The 13279-nt window shown below is 51.0% G+C and carries 14 protein-coding genes; 6 read left to right on the top strand and 8 right to left on the bottom strand.

The features are described 5' to 3' along the window. Window positions 1-9: 9 nt before the first annotated feature. Window positions 10-825 (top strand): symmetrical bis(5'-nucleosyl)-tetraphosphatase, encoded by an 816-nt coding sequence (locus BIZ37_RS04475; RefSeq protein WP_187460486.1) that lies wholly within the window; start codon window positions 10-12, stop codon window positions 823-825. Between the two features lie 70 nt (window positions 826-895). Here BIZ37_RS04475 and folA read toward each other — a convergent pair whose 3' ends face one another. From folA to rplU, 7 genes are all read right to left on the bottom strand, one after another. Further along, entirely contained in the window at window positions 896-1375 is a 480-nt protein-coding gene (gene folA, locus BIZ37_RS04470) for a type 3 dihydrofolate reductase (RefSeq protein ID WP_187460485.1), read from the bottom strand. 28 nt (window positions 1376-1403) lie between these two features. After that, window positions 1404-1877 carry a threonine/serine exporter family protein gene (locus BIZ37_RS04465; protein WP_370577305.1) on the bottom strand — a complete coding sequence of 158 codons (474 nt, stop codon included), beginning with the start codon at window positions 1875-1877 and terminating at the stop codon, window positions 1404-1406. Continuing rightward, window positions 1874-2665 carry a threonine/serine exporter ThrE family protein gene (locus BIZ37_RS04460; RefSeq protein ID WP_187460483.1) on the bottom strand — a complete coding sequence of 264 codons (792 nt, stop codon included), beginning with the start codon at window positions 2663-2665 and terminating at the stop codon, window positions 1874-1876. The genes BIZ37_RS04465 and BIZ37_RS04460 overlap by 4 nt, the downstream gene beginning before the upstream one ends. 127 nt (window positions 2666-2792) lie before the next feature. Next, window positions 2793-3974, bottom strand: a complete 1182-nt coding sequence (cgtA, locus tag BIZ37_RS04455) for an Obg family GTPase CgtA (protein WP_187460482.1) — start codon at window positions 3972-3974, stop codon at window positions 2793-2795. A gap of 140 nt (window positions 3975-4114) precedes the next feature. After that, the gene (locus BIZ37_RS04450; protein ID WP_107299629.1) at window positions 4115-5038 is read right to left on the bottom strand and encodes a DMT family transporter; all 924 of its coding nucleotides are present in this window, start codon (window positions 5036-5038) and stop codon (window positions 4115-4117) included. 66 nt (window positions 5039-5104) lie between these two features. Beyond that, on the bottom strand, window positions 5105-5362 hold the full coding sequence (rpmA, locus tag BIZ37_RS04445) for a 50S ribosomal protein L27 (RefSeq protein WP_007467532.1): 258 nt from the start codon (window positions 5360-5362) through the stop codon (window positions 5105-5107). Window positions 5363-5380: 18 nt separating this feature from the next. Beyond that, on the bottom strand, window positions 5381-5692 hold the full coding sequence (gene rplU, locus BIZ37_RS04440; protein WP_039456406.1) for a 50S ribosomal protein L21: 312 nt from the start codon (window positions 5690-5692) through the stop codon (window positions 5381-5383). Window positions 5693-6093: 401 nt separating this feature from the next. On the opposite strand from rplU, the gene ispB reads away from it, so the two are divergent. Together ispB and BIZ37_RS04430 are read left to right on the top strand one after the other, a co-directional pair. Then, the gene (ispB, locus tag BIZ37_RS04435; RefSeq protein ID WP_187460481.1) at window positions 6094-7065 is read left to right on the top strand and encodes an octaprenyl diphosphate synthase; all 972 of its coding nucleotides are present in this window, start codon (window positions 6094-6096) and stop codon (window positions 7063-7065) included. Between the two features lie 148 nt (window positions 7066-7213). Then, the gene (locus BIZ37_RS04430; protein WP_107299631.1) at window positions 7214-7405 is read left to right on the top strand and encodes a hypothetical protein; all 192 of its coding nucleotides are present in this window, start codon (window positions 7214-7216) and stop codon (window positions 7403-7405) included. An 82-nt stretch (window positions 7406-7487) separates the two neighbouring features. On the opposite strand, the gene mdh is transcribed toward BIZ37_RS04430, so the two are convergent. Then, the gene (gene mdh / locus BIZ37_RS04425) at window positions 7488-8426 is read right to left on the bottom strand and encodes a malate dehydrogenase (RefSeq protein WP_107299632.1); all 939 of its coding nucleotides are present in this window, start codon (window positions 8424-8426) and stop codon (window positions 7488-7490) included. Window positions 8427-8796: 370 nt separating this feature from the next. Between mdh and argR the strand changes: the two genes are divergently transcribed. From argR to BIZ37_RS04410, 3 genes are all read left to right on the top strand, one after another. Continuing rightward, window positions 8797-9267, top strand: coding sequence for a transcriptional regulator ArgR (gene argR, locus BIZ37_RS04420; RefSeq protein WP_107299633.1), 471 nt, complete (start codon window positions 8797-8799; stop codon window positions 9265-9267). 332 nt (window positions 9268-9599) lie between these two features. Beyond that, window positions 9600-10568, top strand: coding sequence for a TAXI family TRAP transporter solute-binding subunit (locus BIZ37_RS04415; RefSeq protein ID WP_187460480.1), 969 nt, complete (start codon window positions 9600-9602; stop codon window positions 10566-10568). A gap of 114 nt (window positions 10569-10682) precedes the next feature. After that, on the top strand, window positions 10683-13262 hold the full coding sequence (locus BIZ37_RS04410; RefSeq protein WP_187460479.1) for a TRAP transporter permease: 2580 nt from the start codon (window positions 10683-10685) through the stop codon (window positions 13260-13262). The last annotated feature ends 17 nt before the right edge of the window (window positions 13263-13279 follow it).

Here is a 13279-nt window from a genome sequence, read left to right as displayed (position 1 = left end):
AGGATCACTATGTCGACCTATCTTGTTGGCGATATACAAGGTTGCCTCGATGACTTGCGCCAACTGCTTGATACCGCCGGCTTCAACCCACAGCATGATCAGCTTTGGCTTACCGGCGACCTTGTCGCCCGCGGGCCTCTCTCGCTCGAAACCCTGCGCTTTGTCAAAGATCTGGGCAAACAAGCAACAACGGTACTGGGCAACCACGACCTCCACCTGCTAGCCGTTGCCCAAGGCATAGCCAAAAATAAGCCCAAGGACAAACTGCAACCGATCCTCGATGCGCCGGACCGGGACGAACTCCTCAACTGGTTGCGCCAGCAGCCCCTGCTTGCCGAGCATCCCGAATTCCCGTTTGTCATGACCCATGCAGGGGTACCCGCCTGCTGGAACCTACCTCAGGCAAGGGAACACGCCAGGGAGGTTGAGAACGTGCTCCGGGGTGAGGACTATCTTTGGCTATTAAAGAACATGTACGGCAACGGCCCCGATGCATGGTCGGCAGATCTGCAAGGTATCGAGCGCTACCGCTTTACCATCAATGCCTTTACCCGAATGCGCTTCTGTTATCCGGACGGCAGGCTCGACATGGCGTGCAAACTGTCCCCTGAAAATACATCCGGCAACCAATTGGTTCCTTGGTTTACCCTCAAACGCCCTGAGATGAACAAGAAGATGGTTTTCGGTCACTGGGCAGCCCTTATGGGTTACGAAGATGACCACGTCATAGGACTTGATACAGGCTGCGTATGGGGCAATAGCATGACACTACTTCGCTGGGAAGACGGTGCCCGTTTCGAGCAAGCGTGCCCGGTTCATGCCTGATAGATGGCATTGATAACAAAAGAGGCTTGCCAAACGGCAAGCCTCTTCTTTATCTGGGCGACCACCGGCATTAGCGCTCTAGGATCACAAAACGCATGTCTTGGGCATTTTTCTCATCAGCGGCATAGGATTCGCTATGTACTTCCTGCCAACCTTTGCCCCAGTCCGGGAACTGGGTATCGCCTTCGACCTCAAGGTCAATAAAGGTCAGGTAAAGGCGGTCTGCATCCTCCAAACAAGCTGCATAGATACTGCCGCCGCCAATCACCATTAGCTCCTCGACATTACCAGCAGCTTGCTTGGCTGACTCAAAATCGCTGACGACGGTGATCCCTTCGGCTTGGTAGGCGGCATTTCGGCTGATCACGATATTGTGCCGGCCTGGCAATGGTCGGCCGATGGACTCAAACGTTTTGCGTCCCATCACGACCGGTTTGCCCATTGTCACTTTCTTGAACCAGGCAAAATCGGCCGGTAGGTGCCATGGCATGGCGTTGTCTTTGCCGATGATCCGTGCCTTGGCCATTGCGGCAACCATACTGATCTTCATATTGTCTCCTTCATTCCTGTTGGCAGAGTTATACCACAGGACGGCGACGATAAAACAGCAAGCCGGGCATTGCGAGGCCAATTGCTAGCGATGCGACGATAAAGACCGCCTTGAGCATGTTTTCCACCAACAGCCCCCACAACTCAGGCGTAAAACCACGGTGGTTGATTTCCACCAGGGCAATCATCGCCTTAAAGGCAAACACACCAGGGACCATAGGGATCATCGCCGCAACGGTAAATACCTTGGGGTGGGCGAGAAAGCGGTGTGACCAGTGAACACCAATCATACCAACCAGAGTTGCGGCACTCAGCGTAGCCCACTCAATCGACAGTCCCCAATGCATAAGGGCAAAACGACAGCCATGGCCCAGCGCCCCACCAATCGCACAATACTTCAGTGCCTTCGGCGGCACATTGAACACCAAGGCAAAGCCAACCGCAGGGATGGACGCAAAAAACATATCATTGAGTAGCGCAAGAAAAAAATCGGTCGAGATCATGACAACCACCCCCATACACCTAACACATTCATGGCAGCAACAATCCCCATACTGGTCGAGAGCGTCAGCAAACTGGCCATCGTCCAACGGGCTATCCCCATATTGGAATACCCTTTGACCATATCCGAGATAGCATTGATCAGCGGGAACCCCGGTACCAGCATCAAGACCGAGGATGCCATCGCCAAAAACGGCGCCTCACCGATTTGGTACACCTGCCCAAACCCGGAAATCAAAGTGGTTACAAAAGCGGTCACCCCGAAGTTGAGCAGTGGATTGAAGTGGCAATGGGCGATCTCCTGACGGACGAACATCCCCACCGCCGAGGCAAAAAAGGTCAGCGCAAACACCGGCCAATCGCCACCAGCCAGACGGCTGAACGAGGCACATGACAGGCCTATCATCACGATGACCAAATAACGGTTGTAGCGCATCGGTTTGATCTGTTCGAGACGCTGATGCACCCCGTCGACATCCAGCACGCCCCGCTCGGCCATGATGCATACCCGTTGGATCTCGGTCACCACCTGCATGTTAATCCCACGGTCCTGACACCGTCTGGTGGTCGTAATACAGCGGCCGTCACTCAAGGTCGTCAATACCATGGAACTGGCTGAAAGGGACACCTCGACACTGTCTACCCCCAGCGCCAGCCCCAAGCGCCTGGCGACATCCATCACCAAGGTACTCTCCGCCCCGTGTTGCAACAATCTTTGCCCGGCCAATACCGCTAGCCGTGAAATCTCCCGCTGCACTGGCTCGGCCAGTGCCCCGTTAGGCTCCTCCATCTCTCTCCCCTGCCTGAAATTGTGATCTGAATGATGAATTATCATACAAATTGACAAAAACCAGCTTGATTAGGCACAAAAAAACCGCCCTTGCAGGCGGTTTTTTCAATGTAACGGAGACGACCCGTTATGGCTTGTAGATGATTTCTACGTCGTAATCATCTTCATTCCAATCATCCCAGTCATCATCATCGTCATCACTCTTGTCAGCGTTTTTAATTTGCTGTTCGTGATAATCATCCCACTTGAACTCAACTTTCTTCTCTTCAGGTTCTTCTTCATCGTCTTCGAAGTCGACAGCAGGCATCGATTCGATCTGGCGCATCAGATCATAGGTAAGTTCTTTGGTACCCATACGGTTGAGGGCCGAGATACAGTAATAATCTTCATCCCATGCCAGAGCATCCAAGATCGCTTCAATCTTCTCTTGTGCTTCTTCTTCAGGCATCAAATCAACTTTGTTAAAGACCAACCAACGTGGCTTGTTAGTTAGCTTTTCACTGTATTGGTTAAGCTCATTGATGATGGTAAAGGCATTATCGATCGGATCTGAACCGTCTGCCGGTAGCAGGTCAATCATGTGCAACAGCACGCGGCAGCGCTCAAGGTGCTTCAAGAAGCGAATACCCAAGCCAGCACCGTCAGCAGCCCCTTCAATCAGACCCGGAATATCGGCAACAACAAAACTGCGATCACTATCGACACGAACCACGCCAAGGCTTGGCACAAGAGTCGTAAACGGATAATCCGCCACTTTCGGTTTTGCTGCCGATACAGAGCGGATAAAGGTCGATTTACCCGCATTCGGCAAACCTAGCATACCCACGTCAGCCAACAGCAAAAGCTCTAATCGCAGGTGACGTACCTCACCTTTGGTACCCATGGTTTTCTGTCGTGGTGCACGGTTTACGGAAGATTTGAAACGGGTGTTGCCCAAGCCATGGAAGCCGCCCTTGGCTACCATGATCTTCATACCATGCTGGGTTAAGTCGGCGATCACCTCACCGGTCTCTTCATCGACAGCACGTGTACCCACAGGAACGCTCAATACCTTGTCGGCACCACGTTTACCGGTACAGTTACCACCACGGCCATTTTCGCCACGTTCAGCGGCATAGAATTTTACAAAGCGGTAGTCGATCAGTGTATTGAGGTTTTCATCAGCCAGTAGGTAAACGTCACCGCCGTCACCACCGTCACCACCGTCAGGGCCGCCTTTCGGTACATACTTTTCAGTACGGAAACTAACGGTACCATTACCACCGTCACCAGCATCGGCTCGAATCACCGCTTCATCTACAAACTTCATCTCTTTCTCCGCGCAGTGGCGTTAAAATTCTTCAACCCGGAGCGCTCTGTCCAAGTTGCTATTAACCTATTGTACAACCAAACGTCGTGCTTATCCGACCTTTTGTGGTGCACTATCACGGGCAATACAAGCGCCCTTCATCATTTTCTTTTCAGCAGGCGGTGACCGATAGCACTGAACATCGCACCACCAACGACCACCAACGCACCGACATAACCCCATTGGTTCAAGGCAGCAGGTGCGACGTAGTCAGGCCAGACCAAACTGGCCAGATCCACAAACAAGATCGTGAACAGGGGTGCCAGAGTGATCACCGCACTGACTTGTGATGCCTGCCAGCGAGCCATCGCTTCGGCGAAGGCACCGTAGCCCACCAATGTGTTGAGACAGCAGAAAATCAACATGCCCAGTTGGCGTTGATCCATCAACTGGATCTGGCTTGGTGTCGCTAACGGCATTAAGATCAAGGCACAGATCACATAGATCATTAGCAAGATCTGCGGGGACGAAAACTGTCTCAGCATCCGCTTTTGCGCCAATGCGTAAACAACCCACACCATTGCAGCAGCGACAGCCAGCAATACCCCGGTGGTGTATGCGCTCATACTGGTAAACAGCTCGGCCAGACGTTCATTGAAGAACAGCAGCAAGCCAGACAGCAGCGCTATCACACCCACAACCTGGTGTTTACCCAATGTCTCTTTAAATAGCCAGACACTGGACAGCAGTAGCATCATCGGTGCCAACTGCATGATCACCTGGACCACCGCAGGATTGAGGTAAGACAGCGAGCTGTTGAACAACACGAAGTTACCTGCAAGCCCCAAGCTTGCCAGTAGCATCAAGCTACTTCCTTTCACACCGAGTCCACCGAGGCTCGGCAGTTTCCGCCGGTAGCCCAGCCAGAGGCCCAATCCAATCGAAGCCGTTATGAACCGGTACCAAACGATGGTAAAAGGATCCATGACTTCGACAGCCTGCTTCATTGCAATGGGCAGCGCTCCCCAGAACACGGCGGTCAATAACGCCAGGGACATCCCAATCATGGGATTTTGCTGTGGCATAAAGCCCCCCATAAACAAAAAGCCCCGCCAGTAGGCAGGGCTTTATCATTCGTGTCGAGACTGAAATTATTCAGCTTCGATAGAAACGAATTTACGGTTCTTAGGACCTTTAACTTCGAACTTCACTTTACCGTCAGATAGAGCGAATAGAGTGTGGTCTTTACCTAGGCCTACGTTGTTACCTGCGTGGAACTTAGTACCACGCTGACGTACGATGATGTTACCTGCTAGTACAGATTCGCCACCGAAACGCTTAACACCAAGACGTTTACTTTCTGAATCACGGCCGTTACGAGTAGAACCGCCAGCTTTTTTGTGTGCCATCTTTAAATTCTCCTGTTATTAAGCGCTGATGCCAGTAATTTTGACTTCAGTGAACCACTGACGGTGGCCCGCTTGCTTACGAGAGTGCTTACGACGACGGAACTTAACGATTTTTACTTTATCGCCACGACCGTGAGTAACTACTTCAGCAGTTACTTTACCGCCAGCTACGAAAGGTGCGCCTACAGTTACTTCTTCGCCGTTAGCTACTAGAAGTACTGAGTCAAATTCAATGCTAGCGCCAGTTTCAGCGTCTAGTTTTTCTAAGCGTAGGGTCTGGCCTTCGCTTACACGGTGTTGTTTACCACCACTTTGGAAAACAGCGTACATGTCTTACTCCGCTTGTCCGCATAGGCCATTTGCCACGTATATTTTGGGCAATGGGTATGCGCTTAATCTTGTCATCAATAGGGCGCGAATGTTACGCGAAATTAGGGCTACTGGCAAGCGATTGTGCAAAGAAAATTGGCGAAAAGCTGCTCAGTAATAAAAGTCATCGATTTAAACGCAATCGAGGTTATGAAGATTGCTGTCTTTTAGTGTAATATTCGATAATTAATTTATCTCGGTTGATTAACAAATCTTAACTATGCAACCCTGTAGAGCCCTGCTGTGAGCCACTTCCCATCTCTGGGGGAGAGCTTTTCGTGCTTGGGTCAGATCAGTTAAGCTTAGCAACCGACACGCATAACAATCCGCCGGGTGCGGCACATTATTTTGCTGGATGTACAATGGATTTCAAAGCTATCCAAGCGCTTACTGCCGATGATATGGCACAGGTCGACGCGAAGATACTGGCTCAACTGAACTCAGATGTAGCCCTCATTAATCAACTAGGTTTTTACATTGTCAGCGGCGGCGGCAAGCGCATACGCCCAATGCTTGCTGTACTGGCAGCCCGCGCCCTTGGCTACCAAGGTGAACAACACACGACCGCAGCGGCATTCGTGGAGTTTATTCATACTGCCACCCTACTACACGACGATGTGGTCGATGAGTCGGATATGCGTCGCGGTAAAGAAACCGCCAATGCGATGTTCGGCAACGCCGCCAGCGTCCTGGTCGGTGATTACATTTATACCCGTTCGTTCCAAATGATGACGAGCCTACGATCCTTGCGGATCCTTGATGTCATGAGCGAAGCGACCAATGTGATCGCCGAAGGTGAAGTGCAGCAATTGATGAACTGCAACGATCCCGACACGACCGAACAAAGCTACATGCAGGTGATCTACTCCAAGACAGCCCGTCTATTTGAAGCTGCCACCCAAATTTCGGCCATTCTTGTCGACGCACCGGAAGAAGTTGAGCAGGCCCTGCAGGACTACGGTCGCTATCTTGGCACAGCATTCCAGCTAATCGATGATGTCTTGGACTATAACGCCGATGGCGCAGAGATGGGCAAGAACGTTGGTGATGACTTGGCCGAGGGCAAACCAACCCTACCCCTGCTGCATGCCATGCAACATGGTAATGCTGAGCAAGCAGCGATGATCCGTGAAGCTATCGAGAAAGGCAATGGCCTCGATAAGCTTGAGCCAATCCTCGCCTGTATGAAGCAAGTAGGCTCGCTGGAGTACACCCAACAACGTGCAGAAGAAGAAGCCGAGAAGGCGATTGCCAGCCTGGCTCCGATAGCTGACAGTGAATACAAAAAAGCTTTGGTTGCACTGGCTCACCTAGCCGTACACCGCAACAAGTAATTCACCCGCTTCCTGGAAATAAGCCTGCCATTCGGCGGGCTTTTTTGATCCCCGCCCTTCCTATGTCCGTAACCATTCAGTGATTTCACAATAATCTATAGTTATATCAATAAAGGCTGGATCATCGAGATCATGACAGGAGGCCATTATGCAAGCAAAAGAGCTCAAGCCTGGAATGTGGGTTGAATACCAACAAGGTGTCGCTGAAGTTATCGATGTGGATCAAGAGCACAATACAGTGATCATCGAGAACATGAATGATCACCGCCGGATCAACATCAACTGCAATGATCTTGTTGACCAACCCCAGCTCCACACCGGGTGTGATAACTATTATTGACCACCCACCGCGTTCGACAATCCCGTACACAAAAAAGAAGCGGCCAGTGGGCCGCTTCTTTCCTTAATACAGGTTGGTAGCATTACTTGGCAGCGAACTCTTCGCCTTTAGCGATATCGCCGTGCAGCGTCTCTAGCATGCCTTCCAGTGCTTCTTGCTCGAAAGCACTTAGTGCACCGTAATCCATCACCTCTTCGACACCTTCTTTACCTAATAGGATTGGCTGTGCGAAGAAGCGTGCATGTTTACCATCACCTTCAACATAAGCACACTCAACTTGGCCAGTTTCGCCCTGTAGTGCTCGAACCAGTGATAGACCGAAACGACAAGCAGCCTGACCCATAGACAAGGTTGCAGAGCCGCCACCCGCTTTCGCTTCAACTACTTCCGTACCCGCGTTCTGGATACGTGGTGTCAGGGCTTTGATTTCTTCTTCAGTGAACTCAACACCTTCAACCTGAGATAGAAGCGGTAGGATAGTGACACCAGAGTGGCCACCGATCACAGGCACACGCACTTCACCTGGGTCAACATTCTTCAGCTCTGCTACAAACGTCTCAGAACGGATAACATCCAGGGTAGTTACACCAAATAGCTTACGCTTGTCGTAAACACCTGCTTTTTTCAATACATCAGCAGCAATCGCCACTGTTGTGTTAACTGGGTTAGTGATAATACCCACACAAGCTTTCGGACAAACAACCGCAATTTTTTCAGCCAGTGACTTAACAATGCCTGCATTCACATTGAATAGATCGGCACGATCCATCCCTGGTTTACGGGCAACACCTGCTGAAATAAGAACAACATCAGCACCTTCCAGTGCCGGAGTAGGATCTTCACCCGCGTATCCCTTGATAGAGACAGGCGTTGGGATATGGCTCAGATCAGCCGCAACACCTGGTGTTACAGGGGCAATATCATACAGAGCCAGATCCGAACCTGCTGGCAGACGATTCTTAAGCAACAGGGCAAGAGCCTGGCCGATACCACCGGCCGCACCAATTACAGCAACTTTCATGTTCGTTCTCCTTTACGATAGAAGTATATAATTTTCAGACCTAATCATATGAAATCACAGTTGATTTAAAACACTGATTTCATATCAAAGACAGAACTGACGTTATAGTAACCAACCAAGAAATACAATCAGATGCCACCAGCTTTGCGATATCGCGCATAAGCCAGAATAAAATGTGCTACATCCCTATAACATTTCCCGGTCAGAGCTTGACGACATTTACGCGTAAAGCTTGCATACACCTCAATATATATTCACTTTTTCCCTCTATAATGGTGATACATGCACCAGTTTACTTGAACACTGTTTGCTAGGAGTCGAAATGTTGTGCCAGAATACAGCACCTCGTCCCTGCACATGAAATTTACTTATGCGAAATTCAGATAAACAAGAACGCCTAGTCAAAGCGTTCAAGGCAATTCTAAAAGAAGAGAAATTCAGCTCTCAAGGTGAAATCGTCGACGCATTGAAGGCTCAGGGGTTCGACAATATCAACCAATCCAAAGTCTCTCGCATGCTGACCAAATTCGGTGCGGTACGTACCCGCAACGCGAAAATGGAAATGGTCTACTGCCTGCCGGTAGAGCTTGGCGTACCGACAACCAGCAGCCCACTCAAAGAGTTAGTGATGGAAATCGGTTACAACAGTGCTTTGGTCGTTATCCACACCGGCCCAGGTGCAGCACAAGTTATTGCCCGCTTGCTAGACTCCCTTGGCAAGGCTGAAGGGATCTTAGGTGTGGTCGCAGGTGACGATACTATCTTCATCACACCAACCAACTCAATTTCTACAGAAGAGCTCTTCGACTCTGTTTGCGAGCTGTTTGACTACAGCAAGTAATTGCTTATTACCATCTCGATACCAGGCAGCAAATCATCCCTCTTACTGCCTGGTATTGTGAGAGTTAGATCACAATAAGACAAACTTTCACCAATCTATCATGCCTCCTGCAAGCCATTGATTGCTTTAAATAATTATTCTTCCCACCCTAAGTGTCAGTAACTATTTCCACCCTGTAATCGCCTTATTTTCATTAACATAGTTTTAAAGTTATTGATTTGTTTTGATATCATTGTGCAGATTCAGCAATGAATTGCCCTCAGGTAGGTACGCCTTACCACAGATGGAAAAGGCTTTTCTCTGGAAATAACAACAACTAGGAAGGGACAAACATGGCATTTAAGCAAATCGTCAAGGTCAGTGCACTTGCTGCCGCAGTTATGACAACTGGCATGGCCAATGCCCAGAACTTTATCACCATCGGTACCGGTTCTGTCACCGGTGTTTACTACCCGACAGGTGGTGCTATTTGTAAGCTCGTCAACAAAGATCGCAAAGAACACAATGTTCGCTGCTCGGTAGAATCGACCGGCGGTTCTATCTACAACGTTAATACCATGCGTGCAGGTGAGTTGGACTTCGGTATCGTGCAGTCTGACTGGCAGTACCATGGCTATAACGGTACCAGCAAATTCGAAGAGCAAGGTCCATACAAGAAGTTACGTGCTGTTTTCTCGCTACACACTGAACCGTTTAACATCATTGCCCGCACCGATGCCGGCATCAACGGTGTTGAAGATCTAAAAGGTAAGCGAGTGAACATCGGTAACCCAGGCTCGGGTGACCGCGCGACAATGGGCGTGGTAATGGACGCTATGGGTTGGACCAACAAAGACTTCAAACTGGCTTCCGAGCTAAAAGGCTCTGAGCGTTCGCAAGCCCTTTGTGACAACAAGATTGATGCCTTTGTTTACGTGGTTGGCCATCCAAACGGATCGATCAAAGAAGCAACGACCTCTTGTGATGCCAAGCTGATCTCGGCAACAGGTCCTAAGATTGACCAAATCGTCGCTGACAACCCTTACTACGCCAAGAGCACGGTGCCAGGCGGCATGTACAAAGGAACTGACAGCGACGTAAACAGCTTCGGTGTGGCGGCAACGCTGGTTTCTTCTACCGATGTCTCTGATGACGTTGTCTACGCTGTCGTGAAATCCGTATTTGAAAACTTCGATACATTCAAACGCCTACACCCAGCCTTTGCCAACCTCAAGCCTGAGGACATGGTCAAAGACGGTCTGTCTATCCCACTACACCCAGGTGCAGTGAAGTACTACAAAGAAGCAGGTTACCTGAAGTAATCCTGCCGATAGGCAATACTATTCAGCAAGCACCATATAAGGGTGCTTGCTGTTTCTCTATTTTCATTCCGATAAATTCTAATCACACCCTAGCCCATCGCAGAAGGATTATGCATGACGAAGACAACACAATCGTCGACAGATGTGCAAGATATGGTGGCTCAGGCGGATACCGGGGCAAGAAGCCCGATTGGACTGGCTGGACGTATCCTGTGGTTTGTTCCACTTTGTTGGTCCCTATTCCAACTTTGGTACGCGTCGCCGTTACCGTTTATTTTTAACTTTGGCGTTCTGAACGACACCGAAGCCCGATCTATTCACTTGGCTTTTGCCATCTTCCTGGCATTTACCGCCTACCCCGCGCTGAAGCATTCGCCACGGGACCGGATCCCCCTCGTCGACTGGATCCTCGCGCTGGCGGGTAGTTTTGCTGCTGGATATATTTATCTATTCTATACCCAACTCGCTGGTCGTTCCGGTGCGCCAACCCAGATGGATATCGTGGTCGCCGTTATTGGTATGGTATTACTGCTTGAAGCTACCAGACGCGCACTTGGGCCACCTTTGATGGTCGTCGCGGCCGTCTTCTTGCTTTATACCTTCGGCGGCCCGCATATGCCGGATGTCATTGCCCATAAAGGCGCTAGCCTCAACAAGGCGATGTCGCACCTGTGGCTGACCACCGAAGGGGTATTCGGGATCGCAGTTGGCGTCTCGACCTCGTTCGTATTCCTGTTTGTATTGTTTGGTGCCATGCTCGAACGGGCCGGCGCCGGCGCCTACTTCATCAAGGTTGCTTTTTCACTGCTAGGCCACATGCGTGGCGGGCCTGCAAAAGCTGCTGTCGTGGCCTCCGGCCTGTCCGGTTTGGTATCAGGCTCATCCATTGCCAATGTGGTTACCACCGGTACCTTTACCATCCCTTTGATGAAAAAGGTGGGTTTCCCCGGCACCAAAGCGGGTGCCGTAGAAGTAGCGGCATCGACCAATGGCCAGCTTACTCCACCCATCATGGGGGCCGCAGCCTTCCTGATGGTGGAATACGTCGGGATTTCCTATGTCGAAGTAATCAAAGCGGCACTGCTGCCAGCCCTGATCTCCTATATCGCACTGATTTACATTGTCCATCTAGAAGCCTGCAAGGCTGGGATGTCCGGCCTTGAGCGCCGCTACAAACCAACCCTAGCCCAGAGCCTGCTGTCTTTCTGTGGCACTATCCTCGGCTTGGTTGTGCTCAGTGCCGCGGTCTACTACGGGGTAGGCTGGACCAAAGATGTCTTTGGCGCCGCAGCGACACCAATGATTGCCGTAGTGGTATTGGTTGCGTACGTAGCACTGATCAAGGTTGCTGCAGATTACCAAGATCATGCACTCGAAGATCCCAACGCTGATATTACCGAGGTCCCAGATCCGGGACCGACGATGAAGTCAGGCCTTTACTTCCTGCTGCCGATTGTAGTGCTGGTTTGGTGCTTGACGGTAGAGCGCTTCTCGCCAGGGCTTTCTGCTTTCTGGGCAACGGTCTTTATGATCTTTATCTTGCTGACCCAGCGACCATTACTGGCACTGTTCAACAAAGAGAAGACACTGGCAGAAGCTGGTAAAGAGGGGGTTATCGACCTGCTGGAGAGCTTGGTTTCCGGTGCCCGCAACATGATCGGTATCGGTGTCGCCACGGCTGCTGCCGGTATCGTGGTCGGCGTGGTCACCCTGACCGGGATCGGGCTGGTAATGACCGAGTTCGTCGAATTCATCTCGGGCGGTAACATCATGCTGATGCTACTGTTTACCGCGTTGATCAGCTTGATCCTCGGTATGGGCCTGCCTACTACGGCAAACTATATCGTTGTCTCGACCTTGATGGCACCGGTTATCGTTACTCTGGGGGCCCAGCACGGCCTGATCATCCCGTTGATTGCAGTTCACCTGTTCGTGTTCTACTTCGGGATCCTAGCCGATGATACCCCTCCGGTCGGCCTGGCTGCCTTTGCTGCGGCGGCGATTGCCAAGAGCGACCCAATCCGGACCGGTATCCAGGGCTTTACCTACGATATCCGGACCGCCATCCTGCCGTTTATGTTCATCTTCAACACCCAACTGCTGATGATGAATATCGACTCCTGGTGGCACCTGATGCTCACGGTAGGCTCGGCAATCATCGCCATGTTAACCTTCTCGGCTGCGACCCAGGGGTGGTGGTTTACCAAAACCAAATGGTGGGAGGTCGCGGCACTACTGCTGATCACCTTCACTTTGTTCCGCCCAGGATTCTGGTGGGATATGGTCTACCCACCCAAGCACGAGATGCCGGGCACTCTGATTGCTGATGCTGCCGATAAACTGGCAATCGGCCAGCCGCTCGAGTTGCAGGTCAGCGGGGAAAATCTGGAAGGGAAATTCGTCTCCAAACATGTACTGCTGCCTTTTGACGAAGCTGCGGTCTCTCCCGACGAGCGGATCGACTCTACCGGCCTGATGCTGCGTCAAGATGGCGACAAGATGATTGTCGATATGGTCGAGTTCGGTAGCCCGGCTGAGCAAGCGGGTATCGACTTCGATTGGGAAATCACCACGGTTAGCCTACCGGCGGTTCGCCCGATGAAAGAGTGGGTATTCATACCGACCTTACTCATCTTGGGGGGGCTGGGTTGGAACCAGCGCCGGCGAGCTAAATCCCTAGGTCATATAAAGTAAACCACGGTTCTGGCCCT

The organism is Photobacterium sp. BZF1 (genome assembly GCF_014349205.1).
Taxonomy (GTDB): Bacteria; Pseudomonadota; Gammaproteobacteria; order Enterobacterales; family Vibrionaceae; genus Photobacterium.
The sequence above is the reverse complement of the archived record's forward strand: the minus strand, read 5'-3'. Positions and strand labels throughout refer to the sequence as shown.